General features: G+C 68.4%; 20 protein-coding genes and 4 pseudogenes. 17 read left to right on the top strand and 7 right to left on the bottom strand.

Translation table 11 applies throughout. From position 1 onward, the window contains the following. Positions 1-90 precede the first annotated feature (90 nt). A pseudogene (locus ACFYMM_RS35130) lies at positions 91-614 on the top strand (transposase); the annotation flags it as partial. Positions 615-641: 27 nt separating this feature from the next. On the opposite strand, the gene ACFYMM_RS35125 reads toward ACFYMM_RS35130, so the two are convergent. Further along, positions 642-1,427: a helix-turn-helix domain-containing protein gene (locus ACFYMM_RS35125; RefSeq protein WP_388394342.1), complete on the bottom strand. Its 786-nt coding sequence runs from the start codon at positions 1,425-1,427 to the stop codon at positions 642-644. Between the two features lie 71 nt (positions 1,428-1,498). Between ACFYMM_RS35125 and ACFYMM_RS35120 the strand changes: the two genes are divergently transcribed. Together ACFYMM_RS35120 and ACFYMM_RS35115 are read left to right on the top strand one after the other, a co-directional pair. Continuing rightward, a complete protein-coding gene (locus ACFYMM_RS35120; RefSeq protein WP_388394340.1) occupies positions 1,499-2,317 on the top strand; it encodes a phytanoyl-CoA dioxygenase family protein in 819 nt (272 codons plus the stop codon). Next, positions 2,314-2,649 (top strand): hypothetical protein, encoded by a 336-nt coding sequence (locus ACFYMM_RS35115; protein ID WP_388394338.1) that lies wholly within the window; start codon positions 2,314-2,316, stop codon positions 2,647-2,649. Before ACFYMM_RS35120 ends, ACFYMM_RS35115 begins: the two co-directional genes overlap by 4 nt. Here the strand turns inward: ACFYMM_RS35115 and ACFYMM_RS35110 are convergent. Then, positions 2,630-2,830: pseudogene (locus ACFYMM_RS35110) on the bottom strand (hypothetical protein); the annotation flags it as partial. The gene ACFYMM_RS35115 and the pseudogene ACFYMM_RS35110 overlap by 20 nt on opposite strands. Before the next feature lie 325 nt (positions 2,831-3,155). Here ACFYMM_RS35110 and ACFYMM_RS35105 point away from each other — a divergent pair. Beyond that, the gene (locus tag ACFYMM_RS35105; RefSeq protein WP_388394336.1) at positions 3,156-3,746 is read left to right on the top strand and encodes a lytic transglycosylase domain-containing protein; all 591 of its coding nucleotides are present in this window, start codon (positions 3,156-3,158) and stop codon (positions 3,744-3,746) included. A 685-nt stretch (positions 3,747-4,431) separates the two neighbouring features. On the opposite strand, the gene ACFYMM_RS35100 is transcribed toward ACFYMM_RS35105, so the two are convergent. Continuing rightward, positions 4,432-4,665: a transposase family protein gene (locus ACFYMM_RS35100; RefSeq protein ID WP_388394334.1), complete on the bottom strand. Its 234-nt coding sequence runs from the start codon at positions 4,663-4,665 to the stop codon at positions 4,432-4,434. Between the two features lie 241 nt (positions 4,666-4,906). Next, positions 4,907-5,776: a LysR family transcriptional regulator gene (locus ACFYMM_RS35095; protein ID WP_388394331.1), complete on the bottom strand. Its 870-nt coding sequence runs from the start codon at positions 5,774-5,776 to the stop codon at positions 4,907-4,909. A gap of 71 nt (positions 5,777-5,847) precedes the next feature. Between ACFYMM_RS35095 and ACFYMM_RS35090 the strand changes: the two genes are divergently transcribed. After that, the gene (locus ACFYMM_RS35090) at positions 5,848-6,264 is read left to right on the top strand and encodes an ester cyclase (RefSeq protein ID WP_388394328.1); all 417 of its coding nucleotides are present in this window, start codon (positions 5,848-5,850) and stop codon (positions 6,262-6,264) included. Further along, on the top strand, positions 6,254-7,012 hold the full coding sequence (locus ACFYMM_RS35085; protein ID WP_388394325.1) for an SDR family NAD(P)-dependent oxidoreductase: 759 nt from the start codon (positions 6,254-6,256) through the stop codon (positions 7,010-7,012). The genes ACFYMM_RS35090 and ACFYMM_RS35085 overlap by 11 nt, the downstream gene beginning before the upstream one ends. Before the next feature lie 264 nt (positions 7,013-7,276). Here ACFYMM_RS35085 and ACFYMM_RS35080 read toward each other — a convergent pair. Continuing rightward, positions 7,277-7,543: pseudogene (locus ACFYMM_RS35080) on the bottom strand (transposase); the annotation flags it as partial. 3 nt (positions 7,544-7,546) lie between these two features. Beyond that, positions 7,547-7,713: pseudogene (locus ACFYMM_RS35075) on the bottom strand (Hsp20/alpha crystallin family protein); the annotation flags it as partial. A gap of 130 nt (positions 7,714-7,843) precedes the next feature. Between ACFYMM_RS35075 and ACFYMM_RS35070 the strand changes: the two are divergent. Both ACFYMM_RS35070 and htpG read left to right on the top strand, forming a co-directional pair. Then, positions 7,844-8,602, top strand: a complete 759-nt coding sequence (locus ACFYMM_RS35070) for a type III effector protein (RefSeq protein WP_388394322.1) — start codon at positions 7,844-7,846, stop codon at positions 8,600-8,602. A gap of 23 nt (positions 8,603-8,625) precedes the next feature. Next, positions 8,626-10,545 (top strand): molecular chaperone HtpG, encoded by a 1,920-nt coding sequence (gene htpG, locus ACFYMM_RS35065; protein WP_388394320.1) that lies wholly within the window; start codon positions 8,626-8,628, stop codon positions 10,543-10,545. A gap of 324 nt (positions 10,546-10,869) precedes the next feature. On the opposite strand, the gene ACFYMM_RS35060 is transcribed toward htpG, so the two are convergent. Beyond that, positions 10,870-11,220: a hypothetical protein gene (locus ACFYMM_RS35060; protein WP_388394317.1), complete on the bottom strand. Its 351-nt coding sequence runs from the start codon at positions 11,218-11,220 to the stop codon at positions 10,870-10,872. A gap of 416 nt (positions 11,221-11,636) precedes the next feature. On the opposite strand from ACFYMM_RS35060, the gene ACFYMM_RS35055 reads away from it, so the two are divergent. The 9 genes from ACFYMM_RS35055 (at position 11,637) to ACFYMM_RS35015 (ending at position 19,253) form a co-directional block, all read left to right on the top strand. Next, positions 11,637-12,053 carry a polyketide cyclase gene (locus ACFYMM_RS35055; RefSeq protein WP_388394314.1) on the top strand — a complete coding sequence of 139 codons (417 nt, stop codon included), beginning with the start codon at positions 11,637-11,639 and terminating at the stop codon, positions 12,051-12,053. Then, the gene (locus tag ACFYMM_RS35050) at positions 12,053-12,481 is read left to right on the top strand and encodes a MarR family winged helix-turn-helix transcriptional regulator (RefSeq protein WP_388394312.1); all 429 of its coding nucleotides are present in this window, start codon (positions 12,053-12,055) and stop codon (positions 12,479-12,481) included. The genes ACFYMM_RS35055 and ACFYMM_RS35050 overlap by 1 nt, the downstream gene beginning before the upstream one ends. A gap of 154 nt (positions 12,482-12,635) precedes the next feature. Continuing rightward, on the top strand, positions 12,636-12,809 hold the full coding sequence (locus ACFYMM_RS35045) for a hypothetical protein (protein ID WP_388394310.1): 174 nt from the start codon (positions 12,636-12,638) through the stop codon (positions 12,807-12,809). A gap of 836 nt (positions 12,810-13,645) precedes the next feature. Continuing rightward, a complete protein-coding gene (locus tag ACFYMM_RS35040) occupies positions 13,646-13,849 on the top strand; it encodes a cold-shock protein (protein WP_153547601.1) in 204 nt (67 codons plus the stop codon). 342 nt (positions 13,850-14,191) lie between these two features. Then, complete coding sequence (locus tag ACFYMM_RS35035) at positions 14,192-15,685, top strand: DEAD/DEAH box helicase (protein ID WP_388394307.1); 1,494 nt, start codon at positions 14,192-14,194, stop codon at positions 15,683-15,685. Positions 15,686-15,731: 46 nt separating this feature from the next. Then, positions 15,732-16,091, top strand: coding sequence for a CBS domain-containing protein (locus ACFYMM_RS35030; RefSeq protein WP_388394305.1), 360 nt, complete (start codon positions 15,732-15,734; stop codon positions 16,089-16,091). 94 nt (positions 16,092-16,185) lie between these two features. Next, positions 16,186-16,494: an SCO5918 family protein gene (locus ACFYMM_RS35025; RefSeq protein WP_388394302.1), complete on the top strand. Its 309-nt coding sequence runs from the start codon at positions 16,186-16,188 to the stop codon at positions 16,492-16,494. A gap of 1,973 nt (positions 16,495-18,467) precedes the next feature. After that, positions 18,468-18,806: a MerR family transcriptional regulator gene (locus ACFYMM_RS35020; RefSeq protein WP_388394299.1), complete on the top strand. Its 339-nt coding sequence runs from the start codon at positions 18,468-18,470 to the stop codon at positions 18,804-18,806. A 243-nt stretch (positions 18,807-19,049) separates the two neighbouring features. After that, positions 19,050-19,253 (top strand): cold-shock protein, encoded by a 204-nt coding sequence (locus ACFYMM_RS35015; protein ID WP_055603386.1) that lies wholly within the window; start codon positions 19,050-19,052, stop codon positions 19,251-19,253. The last annotated feature ends 119 nt before the right edge of the window (positions 19,254-19,372 follow it).

Genomic DNA, 19,372 nt, shown 5'->3' with positions numbered 1-19,372 from the left:
GGTACGTCGCCCGCGAAATCCACCGAGCCATCGCCTCCGCTCCGCTACCTGTCCGCGGCAGTATCGCGGCTTGACATCCATAGGGGCATCGGCCTGACCGGCCTCCCGGACGCCGTGAACACCGTCTGGCCGCGACGATCGTCCAGACCTGCGTCGTTCACCTGCTACGGAACAGCTTCCGTTACGCGGCCCGGCAGGACTGGGAGAAGATCGCGAAGGCCCTCAGGCCCGTCTACACCGCGGCGACCGAGGACGCCGCCCTGGAGCGGTTCGTGGAGTTCACCGACGCCTGGGGCAAAAAGTATCCGGCGATCGTCCGGCTCTGGGAAGCGGCCTGGGCGGAGTTCGTGCCCTTCCTCCGGTTCGACGTCGAGATCCGCAAGATCATCTGCACCACCAACGCGATCGAGAGCATCAACGCGCGGATCCTCAAGGCCGTCCGGGCCCGGGGACACTTCCCCACCGACCAGGCCGCCCTCAAATGCGTCTACCTGGCGGTCATGAGCCTGGACCCGACCGGCACCGGACGCAAACGCTGGACCATGCGCTGGAAGGCCGCACTCCAAGCCTTCGACATCACCTTCGACGGCCGACTCACCGCCGGACGACGCTGAACAAAACCGACCGAGTTCCATCGTTCGCTACACAGATTCCTGTGCACCGCGCACGGCCCGGGGGGAGGCTCCGAGTTCCCGGCGGCAGGCCTTGTTGAACGCCTGGAGGTCGGGAATGCCGACCGTGGCGGCGATCGCGGAGATGGAGAAGGTGGACTCGCGCAGCAGGTGGCGCGCGCGTTCCAGGCGGCGCTGCCGGATGTATGCGACGACCGTGTCGCCTGTGGCGGCGCGGAAGAGCCGGGTGAGGTGGTTGTGGGAGACCCCCGCGGCGCGGGCCACGCCGGGGATGGTGAGGGGGTCGGCAAGGCGGGACTCGATGTGGGAGATCGCGGTGGCGAGAGCCGGATGCGGACTGTTCCGGGGACTCTGCGGGGCGGGCGGGGTGAGGTGGGCGACTCGCCACAGGGCGGCCCAGACCTCGGCCGCGGCCCGCACCGGGGTGCTCGGCCAGGCGGCGACGGCCTGAAGCATCAGGGCGGACAGCGCGGGCAGTTCCGGGCCCGCGTCCTGCATGACGGGCAGTGTGCGGGGTCCGCCGTCGGCGGGCAGGCGCAGGTGGGCGTACAGGTGCTCGGAGCGGCCCCGGTAGCGGTACCGGACGGTCGTGGCGGGCGGAACGAGGCTGACCCGGCCGGGGCGGATGGTGTGGGCCGTGCCGTCGACGGTGAGGTCGGCCTCGTAGCGGTAGAGGTGCAGCTGCCACAGGTCGGGCAGGCGGAAGACGTCGGTGTGCCCGGCCGGGCCGTGGACGCCGACGCCGACGTTCGCCACGACTGGCGGCTCGTCCAGGCGTACCTCGACCTCAAGCATGGTGAAAATCTACCAGTGATGGTGAGCCCGGCCCACGCGCCCTACGCGGTGCGCTCCCTACCTTGGTGGACATGGAGACAACCGGAGAGCACCTGCTCAGCTCGGTGCAGATGGCGCACTTCGTCGCCCATGGCTCGCTACGCATGGATGCCGTGGTGCCCGCGGAGATGAACGCCGAGGCCATGGAGACCTTCGAGGCCGGCATCCCGCCGGTGCCGTACAGCACACCGGTCCCGGAGGCCTATCCCGAGGGATCCCTCATGCGGCGGCTCGTCGAAGTCCCCGAGGTGGCGGGCGCGTTGCGCAGTCTCGTCGGACCCGATCCGAACATCGACCACCACTTCGTACACGTCCGGGAGCCACACGACGGCGCGGCACAGCCACTGCACGGGGACGCGATCATCGACACACGGACCGACGCGTTCGACGTGCAGCTCATGTACTACCCGCAGGAAGTGACGCTGGAGATGGGGGGCACGCTCAGTGTGCCCGGCAGTCATCTGCGGCGCACCAACGAGAGCGATACCGGCCGGTACCAGAACCTGCGCGGCCAGAGCCGACTGGTCTGCCCGGCGGGCACCGTAGTGTTTCTGCACCACGGCCTCTGGCACTGCGGCAGGCGCAACGACAGCGGCGTCCGTCGCTACATGTTCAAGATCCGCTTCAACCCGACGGTCCGGCAGCAGCGGCTGTGGGACACCTCAGACCTTTCGGATCCGGGTGTGGCGCAGGAGTTGAACACCGGTTTCCCCTGGTACGAGCACGCGACCGGCCGCCTGGAGCTCTACAACCGCGTCCTGATGTGGCGGGCGCTGACCGGCGACAAGGACTTCGACCTCGACCACTGGGTCACCCGCGTCTCCAACCGACCGCAGGAGGTTCCCGCATGACCACGACCACCCCCGCCCCGGCCCCGACCGCCTCCACGGTCCGCCAGCAGGTGCTGGTCCTGTACCTGGCCACGTCTGCGCTGGACTCCCCGGTCGTCGGCTGGTCGCTCTACGACGGCACCGGTCGCACGTCCCCCACCACGGGCGACAGCGACGAGCCTCCCTACGCGACGGCCGTGGCAGCCCTGTGCGACGGCTGGCGCCTGATCCAGGCGGCTCAGCTGATCCCGCCGTACCCGGGACACGAGTACGACGTGTCGTTCCTGAAGCACGAGTTCTTCTTCGAAAGGCTCGTCGATCCGGACGACGCCACGCGGTCTGCAGTGCTTTGACCATGGTCTTGAACTCGGTGACGTGTTCCCCGCGGGGCCCGGTGGCGGCGTAGGCCGGGTGGCCGACGCCCGCGTAGGTGCCGCGCAGTTCCCCCGGGACATCCGGGTGGGCCATCGTGAGGCCCTTGACGTGCGCCTCATAGACGACCGTCTCGTGCCAAGGCCGGTTCGGCGGCCGGTCCCCTTCACTACGTTGGCGTTGCCGTTTGCGGGGCAGAAGGGACGAGCAGGTGCTCGGCTGGAGGAGGGAAATGGCGCAGCGTTCTTCACCGAGAGCGGTCGGATGGGCCCGATCGGTTCCCCTCGGCAGCGGTGTGAAAGCCGCCCAGGAATGCCCAGTGGTCATGAGCCGGTGCGTGCGAGACACCTCTTACCGGGGGGCCTGGCCTCCGTGCCCGGCAGCGGCCCCGGCCTCGGGACGGGCTCCGGCACCTTTGCCCACGCCCAGAAAGTGAGTGGAGATGGTCAGGAGGTCGACACCGGTGCCGAAGCGGAAATTCCGTCCGGTGGAGGCGGACGAGGTGCCGACTCCACCGTTGCTGCCCGGCGGCTACGATCCGGCCGACTACGCCGCCGTCGTGGTGCGGAGCGCCGGGGAGGCGGGGGTGTCGCCGCTACTGGTCATGACGGTGCTGTACAACGAGGCCTACAAGCCCCACCATCCACTGCTGGAGCGGCTGTGGCAGTGGTGGAAGCCTGCGGCGTCCTTCGGCGTGGCCAACATGCACCGTGTGACGTTCGAGCGGGTTCGACGGGCGCATGGTCTGTCGGGGCGGTGGCAGGAGCTCCGCGACGATCCCGCCCTGGCCATCCGCGTCGCCGCCCTGCACCTGCAGGATCTCGACCGGAGCCTTCCGAAGCGGCATGTGCGCCGCTACACCCGCGAAGAACTCCTCGCTCTGGGCTACAACACGGGCGAGCGCAACATGCGTGCCTTTGCGCGGGGTGTCCCATTGGGCCCCATGGCACGGTCCTACTTGCGCCGGTTCCGTGTCCACAAAGTCCAGGCAGCCAAGTCCCTGGCGGCCTCCGGCACGCCGAACGGGCCCACCGGAGGAGCCGTCGCCGACAGTCACGGCGCCGGCCCAAGGCAGTGAACAGACCGGCAGAGGAGTGACGCCCTGGCGACCCGCCCGGTCGTCATCGACGCCGACGGCGAGACGCGATCCACGGCCTACGGCTCCGAGCAAGTCATCGCCGCTACAACGAGCCCCCACTCGCGTCACTCGGCGCCGCGGTCCGCCCTTTCGCCGCACAGACACTGCCCGACGCCCGCGACTTCGCCGTGTCCTGGGCGCGGTTGCCGGCCGGGTGCGGCGTGAGCCTGGGACATCTGGAACTCGTGGTGGCGGAGCTGACCACGAACAGTGTCGTCCATGGGCCGACTCGGGGGCCTTGCGGATCCGGGCCGAGAGCGACCGGACCGTCTGCGAGGTCCACGACGGCGGACAGCTGACCGATCGTCTGGCAGGCCGCCGCCCGCCGAATCCCACCCAGCCCGGCGCCCGTGGATTCCTGCTCGTCCACCAGCTCGCCGACCTCGTCCGTGTCCGCACAGGCCCGACGGCACCACCATTCGCTACTACCTACCCGCCCGACCGCGACACCGTAGCCGGTGCACTGAACCCCATGGTGAGCATCGGGACGGCGGCCAGGCGCTGGAACTGGTGGCGGACTTCCGGTGCCGCCCGGCTGTTGTCCCGCGCACTCGCCCGTCTGCGTGGCACATCCGTGCGGCCGGGCGGGCGCCGAGTTCGATCGCGATCGACCGAAACCAGCCCGTCAGCCCGGTACTCGACCGGTGGTGCCGCTCGGACAGGCCCGGCGCTGCTCGACGAACGTCCTGCGGGACTCCTTCCGGTCGCGCAGGTACCGGCGCACCCGGAGTCGGACGACGGCCCGCCGCGATCCCGACGGACGGTCACCCAGGCTGCGTTGGTACGGACTGTGCACCCGTCTCGCCTGCTTCTGGCAATGCGGACAGCGGCCCGGACGAGCTGTCGACAGCGCCTCCACCGTCAGGATGTCGGAGCAGGCCCGAGGCCCTCGGGCGGGTCACCAGCGTCTACTGACCCGAGCTGGGCATGCTGCGGGCCCCGGCGGAGAGGAGGAGTCGGAACCGGCGCCGTACCGTGGCAGGCGTCCTCGGCTCGGGCCGGCGTGTCCGTCGTACCTTGGACGGGCAGTCTGCCGAGAAGCATTCAGGCCGTCATGCCGTCATGCAGTCATGCCGTCATGCCGTCATGCCGTCATGCCGTCATGCCGTCATGCAGTCACGAGCCGACGCACGGAACGTGATCACCAGGCGGCTGCGGTCCCCGGACCGGGTTGCCACGACGACGTGGCCCGGTTCCACGCCGCGCAGTGGGACGGTGGTGAGATCGGGTCGGGTGGCGCCGGTGTGCAGAGCGGCCGGAATGATGGCCACGGCCTGCCCGGCGGCCACGTGTTCGAGCTTGTCCTCAATGGTTTCGACCGGGGGTCCACCGGGTGCGGGCCGGCCTCCCGGACGAGGGTCGATGCGCCAGTACGCGTCCCATTCTGGATCCGGGAAGCGGGGAATCGGCTCGCCCTCGATGTCGTCGAGCGTGACCGACTCCTTGCCCGCAAGCCGGTGGCCGACCGGTACGAGCAGCACCTTCGGTTCGTCGTAGAGGACCGTCACGTCCAGGCAGTCGGTCTGCAGCGGCATCCGGGTGATCGCGACGTCGACCCGCCGACCGAGCAGGGCCTCGCGCGGCTCGTTCCACTTCACGTGCAGCGTGCGTACGTCGGCGTCGGGGTGTTTGTGCCGCAGGTTCCGCACCACCGGGGTGACGATCAGGCCTGCGGTGTAGCCGACGGTGATCCGGGCGGGCCGCGCGGCGGCCCGGGCGGCGGCCGAGGCCTGCTGGGCCGAGCGCACCAGGGCGCGTGCGTGGGGGAGGAAGGCCTCTCCCGCTTCGGTGAGCCGCGTGCCTTGTCGCGTCCGGTCGAAAAGCCGCGCACCCACCTGGGCCTCGAGCTGGCTGATCTGCCGGCTCAGCGATGGCTGCGCGATGTGCAGCTCGGCCGCGGCTCGGCCGTAGTGCAGGTGTGACGCGACGGTGGTGAAGTAGCGCACCAGCCGAAGGTCGAGATCCGTCATGCCTGAAGGGTATGACGTGTTCCGGAACAGGTCTTTGATGATCGAGCCTCTGTGTCCCTACCGTGAGATCCATGGCAAACGACAATGAAATCGCGGCCCGGCGCTTCTACGAGGCACTCTCCACCGGTGACGGCGCGCTGGTCGACGAGGCCCTCGCCACCAGCTGGGAGGCCGTCCCGCCTCTGCGCACCGGGGGCGGCCCGGAGGGATGGAAGGCGAGTATTGCTCACCTCCGTGGTGTGTTCAGTGACCTGACCGTTGAGATCGAGCACGTGGTCGTGAACCGGGACATGGTCGCGGTGCGGGCGGTCAGCCACGGGAAGCACACCGGGGAGCTGCTCGGCGTCGAGGGCACCGGCCGCGAGGTCGAGTTCCGGGCGGCCGACTTCCACCAGATGGTCGGCGGCCGCATCGTGCGGACCTGGCACCTGGAGGACTACTTCTCGATCGCCACCCAGATCGGACTGGAGTTCACCCGTGGCGCTTGACGGAAAGACGGCGGTGGTGACCGGGGCGGCCCGGGGCATCGGCCACGCATACTGCAGGCGGCTCGCCGCGGACGGCGCGCACGTGGTCGCCATCGACATCGACGACCCGGTGGACGCCGTGAGCGAGCTGGCGGGCGGCGGCGACAAGCTGGGACTGATGTGCGACATCAGTGAGCCGTCGCAGGTCGACGCAGTGACCCGCACGGTCCTCGACCGGTACGGGCGCTGCGACATCCTCGTCAACAACGCCGGCATCTTCCCCTTCAGCGACCTCGAACACATGACGATCGAGCTGTGGCGCAAGGTGCAGGCGGTCAACGTCGAGTCGATCCTGCTCTTCGCGCGGGCGTTCGCGCCGGGGATGCGGGCCGCAGGATGGGGGCGCATCGTCAATACCGGCTCGGCCATCACCTTGACCCAGAACCGCGACCTCGCATACATGACCAGCAAGGGCACCGTGCACGTGCTGACCCGGGCGCTCGCCAACGAACTCGGCGACAGCGGCATCACGGTCAACGCGATAGCACCCGGTCTGGTAGCGACCCAGGGCTTCCTGGGCCGAGCCCGGCCCAACGGCCCATCCGCCGACGAGGTATTCACCCGTGTAACGGCCCTGCAGACCATCAAGCGCCGGTCGGTGACGGCGGACCTCGGCAACGCCCTGGGCTTCCTGGTCTCCGACGACGCCGACTTCATCACCGGCCAGATCCTGCACGTCGACGGCGGCATGACACGTACGGGAGCCTGACATGCTCGAAGCCGTCGCCGACCGATTCAGCACTTCGCCATGCTCACCCGTGCTTCACTCCCGCGCCGAGCACGGGCTGGACTTCAGACATCACGTCCCCCTCCGAGGACGGGAGTCCACTCGAAGGCTGGTTCGTACCGGCCCCCGGCTCCGACCACGTCGTGATCACCAACCACTCGCGGTGCTTCAGTCGTTCGGGGCTGCCGTCCCATATGGAGCCCTGGCGGTGGGCCAAGGCGAGACGGGCAATGACATCGATGTCGTCGAGCCAACTGGTCGCCCTGTGCCGGGAGTTGCTGGTTTAGGTACGCGGGCCGGACGGTACAGGTGAGGGCGATGGTTCCCGAACCCCCGGCGGACGCGGGCCGGGGTGAGCCGGGTGGGCTCGGCCCGCTTCTCCGAGAGGCGGCGGAGATCGGCCGCGGCCTCGCGGGTGAGCCGGAGCTGGGTGCGCGCCGCGATCACGAGCCACGTCCACGGGTCCGCAGCCTCGGGGTCGCGGAGCCTGGGGCGGGTCCAGCCGAGTGCCTGGGCGTTGATCGCGTCCGCGGTCACGCCGGGATGTCGAAGACCACCACGTACTCCTGGCCCTTGCGGTAGGCCTCCACCGGCATCAGCGACGGCTTCGACCAAGTGCCCGGTCCCATCAGTTGCTGCGCCATCCGGCCCAGCTCACGGAAGGGACCAGTGCGCCTCAACATCGTGAGAACACCTCCAGCAGGTTCGAGGGGTTGTTGCCCATGCGCCGCACTGACACCGCTGTAACATGTGTCATCCAATCGATGACACATGTGAGGTCGTCGACCTGATGACTGTCCGAGGAGGTGCCCCGTGACCGCCGCCGACCAGCCGTCCACGACCCGCACCGTCATCCACAGCCCGGCGTCCTTCCTTGCCGCCGCAGCGGCTCTTGCCGCCATCGACGACGCGCCGCGCGATGCCCGGCACGAGGCCCAGGACGCCGTCATCCCCGGCCCCGCGCAGGCGCTGGACTCCCTGACGCTGCTGCGGCAGGTGCGTGAGCAGCTCGCCAGACGGGAGACCGGCCTGATCGAGACCGCCCGCGACGTGGGTGCCAGCTGGGCCGACCTCGCCGGCCCGCTCGGCGTCGCCAGCCGCCAGGCTGCGGAACGCCGCTATCTGCGCGGCCGCCCCGGCGCTGTCGGCACCACCGGCGAACAGCGCGTAACGGCCACCCGCCAGGCCAGGGCCGCCGAACGCGCCACCGCCACCTGGGCCCGCGCCACCGCCACCTGGGCCCGCGCCACCGCCGCCGACCTGCGACGCCTCGCCGGACAGATCACTGCGCTCGACCACCTCGCGCCCGGAGCGCGCTCATCCCAGGCCGTCCTGCATGTCGCTCTCGGTGCCGGCCGGCATGCGTCCCAATCGATGCCCGCCACGCCGGCCTCATCGAGTCCCTGGATGCCCTCGAAGACCGGCGCACGACGACAGCCGCTGACGATGACTGACTCGCACCACGCGGAGTCACATCATGCCGGTGCGGCACGGCCCGCGCCGAACCACGCCGACGGCGGGCAGTGGTCCGTCTCCGCTCAGGTCCAAGGCCAAGTCCAAGTCCGTTCTTGACGTTCACACAGAAAGAGACTCACATGGGCAGCAGTGTCGAGACACTGGAGTTCCAGGCCGAGACCCGCCAGTTGCTGAGACTGGTGATCCACTCGATCTACTCGAACAAGGACATCTTCCTGCGCGAGCTGATCTCGAACGCCTCTGATGCCTTGGACAAACTGCGGCTGGCATCGCTGACCGACTCCAGCCTTGCTGAGACCGATACCGCTGACCTGCACATCTCGCTGGAGGTCGACAAGGACGCCCGCACCTTGACCGTCCGTGACAACGGGATCGGCATGACCCGGGACGATCTCGTGGAGCTGATCGGGACGATCGCCAAGTCCGGCACCGCCGGCCTGCTGGAGAAGATCAAGGAGTCCAAGGATGCCGCCACCGCCGAGAGCCTGATCGGGCAGTTCGGCGTCGGCTTCTACTCGGCGTTCATGGTTGCCGACAAGGTCACCCTGCGCACCCGGCGGGCCGGCACTGACTCCGGCACCCAGTGGGAGTCCGACGGCGAGGGCACCTACGACATCCAGGCCGTCGACGGCCTGGATGTGGGCACCTCGGTCACCCTGCACCTCAAGCCTGCCGACAGCGAGGACGGACTCGCCGACTATCTGTCCGAGCCGAAGATCCGCCAAATCGTCAAGCGGTACTCGGACTTCATCCGCTGGCCGATCCGCATGGCCACCGAGCGCACGGACGCCGAGGGCGCGACCACCCGCGACATCGACACCCTCAATTCAATGAAGGCGCTGTGGGCCCGGCCGCGCAGCGAGGTGACCGAGGACGAGTACAACGAGTTCTACCAGCAGATCAGCCACGACTGGCTGCCCCCGGCCGAGACGATCCACATGCGCGCCGAAGGCACCTTCGAGTACGAGGCGCTGCTGTTCGTCCCTTCGCAGGCACCTTTCGACCTGTTCTCCCGCGAGACGAAGCGCGGCGTGCAGCTGTACGTCAAGCGGGTGTTCATCATGGACGACTGCGAAGCGCTCATGCCCAACTACCTGCGCTTCGTCAAGGGTGTCGTGGACGCACACGACCTGTCGCTGAACGTCTCGCGCGAGATCCTCCAGCACGACCGACAGATCCGCGGGGTACGCCGGCGCCTGGTCAAGAAAGTCCTCGGCGCCATCAAGGACATGCAGTCCAAGGACCCCGAGCGCTACGCAAAGGTGTGGGCTCAGTTCGGCCGGGCACTGAAGGAAGGCCTGGTCGAGGACACGGACAACACCGAGACCCTGCTGGAGCTGGTGTCGACCGCCTCCACCCACCACCCGGAGAAGACCACCACGCTGCGCGAGTACGTCGAGCGCATGAAGGACGGCCAGGACACGATCTACTACCTCACCGGCGAGAGTCGCGCGACGGTGGAGAACTCCCCGCACATGGAGGCCTTCGCCGCCAAGGGCTACGAGGTCCTGATCCTCACCGACCCCATCGACGAGGTGTGGGTGGACCAGGTTCCGGACTTCGGCGGTCACCGTCTGCAGTCCATCGCCAAAGGCCAGGTCGACCTCGACGAGTCCGCCGAAGGCGAGAAGGAGACCGGCGCCGACAAGGCCCAGCGCGAGAAGGACTTCGCCACCCTGCTGCCCTGGCTGACCACCACCCTGTCCGACCACGTCAAGCAGGTCCGCCTGTCGTCACGCCTGACGACATCGGCGGCCTGCATCGTCGGCGACGCCCATGACGTGACACCGACCCTGGAGAAGATGTACCGGGCGATGGGCCAGCAGATACCTCCGGTCAAGCGGATCCTGGAACTCAACCCCGTCCACCCCCTGATCACCGCGCTGCGCACGGCACACGCCGCGGGCGCCGACGCCCCCGCACTGGCGGAGATCGCCGAATTGATCTACGGCAGCGCGCTCCTCGCCGAGGGGGGCGACCTGCCCGACCCGGCCCGTTTCACCCGGCTGCTCACCGACCGCCTGACCCGCACCCTGTAACCACGGGTGCGGCCCGGCAGAACCGAAGCGTCCGGCCGCACCCACCGCTCGGGCGCCCCGTACGGGGCGTCCGAGCCGACGGATGCGTTCGTGACGGTACGCCCGCACCGGCGCGCTACGCCCGCACCGGCGCGCTACGCCCGCACCGGCGCGCTACGCGCGCCGAAAAACGCTGAGCCAGCACGACAATGGCCTGCGGCCGGTGGCCAAAGGGGTGATGACGATGGTTCCCCTCCTGCTGGTACGCGGCATTCCGCAGCGCCGCCCCCGGACGAACTGTACGTCGAGGGGACAACTCAAAACGATGCGAAGGCTGTGTGTACATCAGGCGGGGTCGGTGCGTCCGGCCGTGAACCGTTGGGCGACGTCACGCAGTTTGATCAGGGCGTGTTCGAGCCGGTTGATGGTGCGGGCGTCGGACAGCGCGATGGCGGCGTGGGAGGCCGGCAGCCAGCCCGCGGTCTCGATGTCCTTGGTGAAGGGGCCGGGGGAGCGGGTGTACCGGTTGAGTGCGCCGAAGTCCTCGTCGGCGTGCAGAGCAGCACGCCGGTCATGGTCCGGGCACCACAGGCCAAGGGCACCCCGGATTTGGAAGATCCGTTCGGGACGGGCGCCCCCGACGCGTCTTTCACGGCCGCCGGGTCTTTGCGCGGCCCGAACTGCCAGGGCCGCCACACTGACCTCAATTCGACACCAACGAGGTGTTGCGCCGGCTCGTGGCACTGCTCGTGCCCCGGCTTGCGGACTGCCGGCCGAGCCGGCCCGGCTGGCGATCTGCCTGGTCCGCTTCACCCCGGTGCCCGCACCAACAGGCACTGTCACGCAAACGGCCAGACCCTCTGCACTGCCGACGGTGTCGGCCTCGTCGCCCCTACGGCGGCCGACGGCGTACGTGTCGGCGCCGGCCAGACCCTCAAGTCCCCGTCCGGGGAGGAGTACTGGGCAGGACCTCCTCGGTGGCGCGGGCGGTGGCGCGAGCGGTGGTTCGGGTGGGTGATCGCGGCATCGCGGGATGGAGGCCGTGCACCGTTGGACAGATAGTCTCTGCACAGATAATCTATGGATAGATCACCTAGTCGAGGAGACCACTCATGTGGGAGTACGAGCACAGCATTGAGACCAGCGCCACCCCCGAGGCGATCTGGCGGCTCTGGGCGGACGTTGAGAACTGGGGCACCTGGAACGCCGAGATCGAGAAGATCGAGATGAATGGCCCGTTCGCGGCGGGCACGCAGATCACGATGACGCCGCCCGGGGACGACCCGGTACTGCTGCGCATCGCCGAGGCGGTCGAAGACGAACTATTCGTCGACGAGGCGCGCTTCAACGGCCTGCTGCTGCGCACCACCCACCGGATCGACCGGATCGAGCAGAACCGGATCCGCGTGGTGTACCGGATGGAGATCACCGGCACCGGCGCCGACGAGGCCGGCCCGCAGATCGGCCCGGGCATCACCGCCGACTGGCCCGAGACAATGGCCTCGCTGGCCGAGCTGGCGCTTCGCTGATGCCCCTCAGCCCCGGCGACAGCCCCGGATTCCTGCTGTGGCACGCCACCCTGCGCTGGCAGCGCGACATCGCCACAGCTCTGGCCCCGCTCGATCTCACTCACGTGCAATTCGTGCTGCTCGCCTGCACCTGGTGGCTCAACACCCAGGGCGAGCATCCCAACCAGCTGGCCCTCGCCCGCCAAGCCGGCACCGACGTCAAGATGACCTCCCAGGTCCTACGCACCTTGGAACACAAAGGACTCATCGAGCGTGAAGTCGATCCGGCCGACACCCGCGCCAAACGACTGCGCGTCACCGACAGCGGCGCCGACCTGGCCCCACGCGCAATTGCCGCCGTTGAGCGTGCCGACGCCCGGTTCTTCCGACCAGTGCCCCTCGACGACGCGGTAGCCCTGCTCGGCCGCCTGGCCCATCCCGAAACCTGAAACGCCCTCACCGACAACCGCAGGCCAACGAACCCGAACCCGCCGGTCGGTACCTGGCCGTGGACACCAAGGGCCTGACGCTGTTCGTCATGGCCACCCCGGCCGACGTGACCGGCCGCAACGCGGCCAAGGAAGTGCTGTCCGGCTGCGGCTGATGCACCTCGAAAGCACCACCGTCTGGGCCGACTCCGTCCATGCCGGACAGCTCGCGACCTGGGCGAAGGCCTTCCTGCACCTGACGACCAAAACCGTCAGCCGTCCGAGGGGCGCCTCGGGGTTCGTCCGCGATGACCTTGATGACCTTGATGACGAAGTCCAGCGGGACTGATCGTTCTCAGGATCAGGGCCATCACCTTGGCCTTGCCCCGGCCTGAACCGCGGCCCTGAGCACGAGCCGACTTACCCGGCAGCGATCCGCGCAAGGCAGTCTTGGAGTCGGCGGACGGCCTCCTCCGCCTCCGTGTATTCCTCAGGACTCCGCCGTCGCTTACACCGGACAGGAGGGCGTCCTCGGCAGCCCGCAGCGCACCAAGTAGGGGTTTCCCGGTGGCCAAGGAGCCCAGGGCAGCAACACATCAGGTCGATACCTCAGGTCGATACCCGCGGTCGCGAGACCGCCTTCGGGCACCGGGAAGGCGACGGGCGGGAGGTCCGGGACATCGCACGGATCACGGATCGCGGCCTTGCTGCATGGGTCGGCCGCCTGGTTGTCCAGTGTCACGCTGCAGGGCACGTCGTCGGTTGTCCCGCCCGCATAAGGAGCGAGCCGAGCGTACCGCTGGACGCTTTTCTGAGGAGTCTTACGGACAGCCACGTCATCGCCCCCTGGGGGTCAGGGTTGCACCTCGTCAGACCACTCTTCCTGAAATACAGCGCTCCGATTGGATCAAAATCTGTGCTCGCGAAGTGAGATTTTGACGGACCCCGTAGTGAGAGTTTTTGCCGCCCTGAGCAGAGCGAAATCGCTTATTGTGCACGGGGCGTTCCAGTGTGCTACTGTCGATCTCAGTTGCAGTTGTGGTTCCCGAAACTTCAAGTGTCCCATCCGGTTCTGCCGGTTGGAGCGCTTCTGTATTTCCGGTCGTTTCCGGCGGGGTAATCATCGCGGCGACGCGGCGTCCGCACGGTGCGGATGTCCGATGTACTGCCCCAAGGAGATATGACATGGCTGCTGGTACCGTGAAGTGGTTCAACGCGGAAAAGGGCTTCGGCTTCATCGAGCAGGAAGGTGGCGGCGCTGACGTGTTCGCCCACTACTCGAACATTGCCGCGCAGGGCTTCCGTGAGCTGCTCGAAGGTCAGAAGGTAACCTTCGACATCGCGCAGGGCCAGAAGGGCCCGACGGCCGAGAACATCGTTCTCGCCTGACGCTCACGCACAATCTGTAGCTGGGGCCCGCATCCCTCGGGGTGCGGGCCCCAGCTGCACGCGTCTCCCGCGTCGGTTTCACCCGCGGGACTACGCGGAGGAATCCGCAGTCCCAACACACGCGACTCCTCCTTCGGGCGTGCAGGCGCATCCTGAAGAGCTGCACCGCAGTCGACGCCCGGATCTCAAGATCCCCATTGCGTCCCCCCGCAGCGCCTGGGCCGCGGAGATTTCCGTAGGCCAGATCTGCTTTCTTTTGTCATCGGTCCATACTTGTAATTCTCCACGCCGCTCAATGCCGCAGGAATTCCTTGATATGTGCCACATCGAGGAAGGTTCCGCATGAACCGCACACGCACGAACGACCGATCCGTCCGCGCCCGTAAGGGCAGTGCCGACGCCGGAAAGGGCGGCAGCCGCTTCGCCTCGCAGGCACCGCACCGTTCCGGCGGCCCTGCCCGTTCCGGCGGTCACGGCCGCCGGGCCGCCGCAGTGCAGGGTGAGTTCGCGCTGCCCAGGACGATCACCCCCGTGCTGCCCGCCGTCGAGGCGTTCGCCGATCTCGGCATGCCCGCGCAGCTCCTGGCCGAACTCGGAAAGCAGGGTGTGACCACACCGTTCCCGATCCAGGGAGCGACACTGCCGAACTCCCTGGCCGGCCGTGACGTACTGGGCCGCGGGCGCACCGGTTCCGGCAAGACCCTCGCCTTCGGCCTCGCCCTGCTCGCCCGCACCGTGGGACAGCGTGCTGAGCCCCGCCAGCCGCTGGGGCTGATCCTCGTACCGACGCGTGAGCTGGCGCAGCAGGTGACCGACGCGCTCACACCGTACGCCCGTTCCGTCGGACTGCGGCTGGCCACGGTGGTGGGCGGAATGTCGATCGGCCGGCAGGCCGGCGCGCTGCGCGGCGGGGCCGAGGTCGTCGTCGCGACGCCCGGACGGCTCAAGGATCTCATCGACCGCGGCGACTGCAGGCTGAACCACGTGGAGATCACCGTGCTGGACGAGGCCGACCAGATGGCCGACATGGGGTTCATGCCGCAGGTCACCGCGCTGCTCGCCCAGGTGCGTCCGGAGGGGCAGCGGATGCTGTTCTCCGCCACCTTGGACCGTAACGTCGACCTGCTGGTGCGCCGCTATCTGACCGACCCCGTCGTGCATTCGGTCGACCCGTCGGCCGGTGCGGTCACAACGATGGAACACCACGTCCTGCACGTCCACGGCGCCGACAAGCACGCCGCCACGACCGAGATCGCCGCCCGCGACGGCCGCGTGATCATGTTCCTGGACACCAAGCACGCCGTCGACCGGCTGACCCAGGATCTGCTCAACAGCGGGGTACGGGCCGCGGCGCTGCACGGTGGCAAGTCGCAGCCGCAGCGCACCCGCACGCTTGAGCAGTTCAAGACGGGGCACGTCAGCGTGCTGGTGGCGACCAATGTCGCGGCGCGCGGCATCCACGTCGACAACCTCGATCTCGTCGTCAACGTCGATCCGCCGACCGACCACAAGGATTACCTCCACCGCGGCGGCCGTACCGCCCGTGCCGGCGAGTCCGGCAGCGTCGTCACGCTCGTCACACCGAACCAGCGCCGTGCCATGGTCCGCCTCATGTCGGACGCCGGAATCCGGCCGCAGACCACCCAGATCCGCTCGGGAGACGAGGCCCTGAGCCGGATCACCGGAGCCCAGGCACCGTCAGGCATCCCGGTCGTCATCACCGCACCGGTGGTCGAACGCCCCAAGCGCAACGCTTCCTCCCGAGGCCGACGCAGCCCTTCCTCGGCGACCCGGCGCGCCCCCGCACGCCGGCCTGTCCTCGACACAGTGGCCTAGGACCTTCGTGATCAGAAAATTGACCCATCTCTGCAGGAGGCACGTTTTGACGCTGATTCAGGTGCAGCTCCGCACGGCGGACGCCAACACGGTGCACAGGACGGCGGTGGAGGCCATGGACGCGGCCGGACCGCAGGTCTGTGACGACATGAGCGTCGAGGTCGCGCTGGCCGTCATGGCCGCCGCACGCACGGGCCGACTGGTCGTCTGCGACCAGGACGACCAGCGCATCGGTCTGGTGACCCGAACCGACCTCATCACCGTCCGCGACAGCGGCGCTCACACGGACAGCGTCCGCCTGCGCGACATCCGCGGCTTCCACGGATCGGTCACCCCACCCATGACCACGATGGCGAAGCCGAGCACGCGATGCGCCCCCGTCCCCTCGGTGCTCTGCGAGTCGTAGACGAGCAAGGGAGCGCCCCGGGCTCCCTGTCCTCTCCCGCTGAACCGCCTCGCCTTCTGGTCGGACCATTCTTCCCTTCTCCCCGCGAGGTCACATGCGCTGCGTCATCGCCCGCTTCCCCTTCGAACTCACCAAGGGCGGAGTTCTGGAATCGATGAAGGGCATCAAGCCCGAACCGGTCGCCGGAGAATCGGTGATCATCGGCCGCCGCCACTACCCCGTCAAGCAAGTCGGCCAAGTCATCACCCGCCAGGACCGTCGTGACTTCAGCGCCGCCGAAGTCCTCCGGGCCATGACCCAGCTCGGATTCACCTGCCGCCCCCTTACCAAGGCCGCGCCTCGGGGCATTCCCGGCTCGCCGCAGCACGCCTCCGCGATGCTCGGCACCCCCGTGGCGGTCTGACCGGGTCAACAGGCGCGATCCGACATCTGACCAGCAGTGGGGGCCGGACCGGTACGCCGGTCCGGCCCCGCACTACGTGCGGTGGGTTCCCGTCACCATCGCTCAGTGGTCGGAACAGCTGAAGTCGCCCGTAGTCCAGGCGCTGACGTCCTCGATCGCAACCCGGGACATCCCATCCATCTCCGGGATCCCCAGGGTGCTCTACGGGAACTGGGCGACCTGGAGGTCCGGATGCGTTGGCGGCCCGTCCTTCTGCAGTTCGTCGGGCTGCGACATGAGGCGGACCATGTTCGCCGGTCATCCGGCTGCGTGAGCGGTGACGCTACCAGGCAGGACAGGCGCTGACGGTCGTGCCGCCGGAGGCCCGGCGAGTGACCGTCGTGGTGTGAGCGAGGCGATCGACGATGGGCGACCGAAGCCTCCGGTGCCGCCGTTCAGGTCAGGGGTGCTCATGCGCGGCGCATGCCGACTGCCGTCTCGTGGACGGCCACCTCGATGGCCTCGGGTGCGCGGCCAGTTCCAGTGTGCAGCGGCCCCTGCCGTGGAGCAGGCATTGATGCTGCGGATCGGACGGCGGCGGCGCAGGAAAGCACCGTGATCATCAGGGTTCACCTGGTCTATGGATCGTCCACGCCCTGCCCGTGCCCACCCCACCTGTGCCCGGCCCTGCCACCCGCCGACGCCGCAGAGCCACAGTGCTTGCCTGAAGGGGGAGGACCACAGTCGTCGACTCATGACGGCACCTGACTGCCGTGAACCCCTGTCCCGGCGGCCCGCGGTTTGCCCGAGTCGGGGCAGTGCCGGTTCGCGCAAGCGGCCCATCCGCGGCGATACCGCCGGCCGGGCGAGCGCGAGAGAGTGATCGCGCGCTGAGGATGCGGATCCTCGTCAAGGCGCTGAGGCGGCAGCAGGGGCGTCGACCCGCGGATCGCGGCACTCGCGTGCACACCTCCACGACCTGGTCGACTGTCCTGGGATCGTCGGGGGCGGCGCAGACCCTCGTGCCGCGCCCGTCAGCGGCCGACCGAGGGGGGCATGGCTGGAAGCGTCCGTCCCGGTCGGCGGTGTTCTTCGCGAGACGCAGTGGCGGCCGGTGCCCGCCGACGGTAGCCGTGGCGCAGTCGGCGACGTCACGCTCAGCCCGAGGTGCTGTACGGCGGGGGCCAGTGTGAGCGCCGGACTGAGCCGCGGAGCTGCTTGAACCACCCATGGACCGGCCGAGGTGGATTACCTCGCCTTCGAGCATCCGGAAATCTATGCCAGCCAGAGTAGACATTAGGGGGCAGCGTGGTTATGGTTTCTGTCGTAGCCGAGATCGAACGAGCCCGGCAGAGATGAACTGCCGGGCAGCAACACCGGAGTTGCAGTTCGCAGGACGGTGCGGTGGTGGAGTTCCGAAGCCAGAGCGGTTACAGGATGGCGACGGGACTGACGACCGGACGGGGTGGCCCGCAGTGATCAGGGGTCACCATGAGCAGAACCGCAGTGGCAGTCCGATAAGTGCAAGTTCGCAGCACCCAGCAGTGAAGTGAGCAGTACCTCGGTGAAGGCGTCGGCTGCGGGCGCGCGCACCGGGAGGTTCGGCGGTGGGGTTCCAAGCCAGAGCAGACGCAGGACGGGCGACGGGGCTGGCTGCCGAAGAGTGGCCTGTTCGAGGCCGCCAGCAGTATGCGGTACCAGCAGTGCGCAGTTCCGTAGGTGAGTAGTTGATCAAGAGAGAAGAATGGAGGAGCCGAGCGCCATCAGGATCGTCCGGGTGGAAGTCCAGGACCCGGGTACCGCAGGACATCGATAGTGAGGTGGTCTCCGGTCAGACAACCGCGATCCCAGCGCTCCCGACAGTCTTTCGGTCGGGTCTGCGGAAACAGAGGGCCGGTGCAGTATCAGGTCCGGCAGATGGTGTAGTAGTTCCTCCGGGGCCCTGGTGCCAGTACGGCGCCAGGGCCCCTCGACGCGTTCCACAGTGAGGTGCAATGACAGCAGACGACACGTTCGGCCGTCTCGATGACGACGATTACCCCGCCTACACCATGGGCCGGGCCGCCGAGATGCTCGGCACCACGCAGGGCTTCCTCCGCGCCATCGGCGAAGCCCGCCTCATCACCCCACTCCGCTCCGCAGGCGGCCACCGCCGCTACTCCCGCTACCAGCTGCGCATCGCCGCCCGCGCCCGGGAACTCGTCGACCACGGGACCCCCATCGAGGCCGCCTGCCGGATCGTCATCCTCGAAGACCAGCTCGAGGAAGCCCAGCGCATCAATGCCGAGTATCGCCGCGCCGCCGAATCGGTGAACCCAACGGCAACGGCATGAGATGAGAGTGCCCGTCAGCGTCGGGCGGGCATCGCGCGCCCGGTTTCTCTGAGCGGCGTGATCATTCCTATGGTGACGCGGTGTGTGGGCGTGTAGCGTCTGTGTCAGCTGTCGTGGTTCGGAATTCCCTCTTGCCCACGCCTCCGGCGTGGACGTTTTGCTGTGCTGTGCCGCAGGAACCAGGGCGATCACCTCCGTCTGCCACAGGGAGTGGGAGGCGTTCATCGACTGGAAGGCATGACCATGGCTACGGGAACTGTGAAGTGGTTCAACGCGGAGAAGGGCTTCGGCTTCATCGCTCAGGATGGCGGCGGCCCGGACGTCTTCGCCCACTACTCCGCGATCAACTCGACAGGCTTTCGTGAGCTCCAGGAGGGCCAGACCGTGACGTTCGACGTCACCCAGGGCCAGAAGGGTCCGCAGGCCGAGAACATCAACCTGGCCTGATCTCGCAGACCTGCGCGAGGGATCTCGGCAACGGGTGAAATGCGGCCGTTGCCGACAAGGGATGCGCACGCCGCGTCCGGTGACCTCCGCCCGTGCGGGCCCTGCCGCCCACCTGGGTG

The organism is Streptomyces sp. NPDC006739 (assembly GCF_042869815.1).
Classification (GTDB): Bacteria; Actinomycetota; Actinomycetes; order Streptomycetales; family Streptomycetaceae; genus Streptomyces.
The sequence above is the reverse complement of the archived record's forward strand: the minus strand, read 5'-3'. Positions and strand labels throughout refer to the sequence as shown.

What these genes read in the sequence shown, in the direction of transcription:
- ACFYMM_RS35125 (WP_388394342.1), bottom strand. Translation starts at nt 1,427, where the DNA reads ATGCTTGAGGTCGAGGTACGCCTGGACGAGCCGCCAGTCGTGGCGAAC.
- ACFYMM_RS35120 (WP_388394340.1), top strand. Translation starts at nt 1,499, where the DNA reads ATGGAGACAACCGGAGAGCACCTGCTCAGCTCGGTGCAGATGGCGCAC.
- ACFYMM_RS35115 (WP_388394338.1), top strand. Translation starts at nt 2,314, where the DNA reads ATGACCACGACCACCCCCGCCCCGGCCCCGACCGCCTCCACGGTCCGC.
- ACFYMM_RS35095 (WP_388394331.1), bottom strand. Translation starts at nt 5,776, where the DNA reads ATGACGGATCTCGACCTTCGGCTGGTGCGCTACTTCACCACCGTCGCG.
- ACFYMM_RS35090 (WP_388394328.1), top strand. Translation starts at nt 5,848, where the DNA reads ATGGCAAACGACAATGAAATCGCGGCCCGGCGCTTCTACGAGGCACTC.
- htpG (WP_388394320.1), top strand. Translation starts at nt 8,626, where the DNA reads ATGGGCAGCAGTGTCGAGACACTGGAGTTCCAGGCCGAGACCCGCCAG.
- ACFYMM_RS35055 (WP_388394314.1), top strand. Translation starts at nt 11,637, where the DNA reads ATGTGGGAGTACGAGCACAGCATTGAGACCAGCGCCACCCCCGAGGCG.
- ACFYMM_RS35050 (WP_388394312.1), top strand. Translation starts at nt 12,053, where the DNA reads ATGCCCCTCAGCCCCGGCGACAGCCCCGGATTCCTGCTGTGGCACGCC.
- ACFYMM_RS35045 (WP_388394310.1), top strand. Translation starts at nt 12,636, where the DNA reads ATGCACCTCGAAAGCACCACCGTCTGGGCCGACTCCGTCCATGCCGGA.
- ACFYMM_RS35040 (WP_153547601.1), top strand. Translation starts at nt 13,646, where the DNA reads ATGGCTGCTGGTACCGTGAAGTGGTTCAACGCGGAAAAGGGCTTCGGC.
- ACFYMM_RS35035 (WP_388394307.1), top strand. Translation starts at nt 14,192, where the DNA reads ATGAACCGCACACGCACGAACGACCGATCCGTCCGCGCCCGTAAGGGC.
- ACFYMM_RS35025 (WP_388394302.1), top strand. Translation starts at nt 16,186, where the DNA reads ATGCGCTGCGTCATCGCCCGCTTCCCCTTCGAACTCACCAAGGGCGGA.
- ACFYMM_RS35020 (WP_388394299.1), top strand. Translation starts at nt 18,468, where the DNA reads ATGACAGCAGACGACACGTTCGGCCGTCTCGATGACGACGATTACCCC.
- ACFYMM_RS35015 (WP_055603386.1), top strand. Translation starts at nt 19,050, where the DNA reads ATGGCTACGGGAACTGTGAAGTGGTTCAACGCGGAGAAGGGCTTCGGC.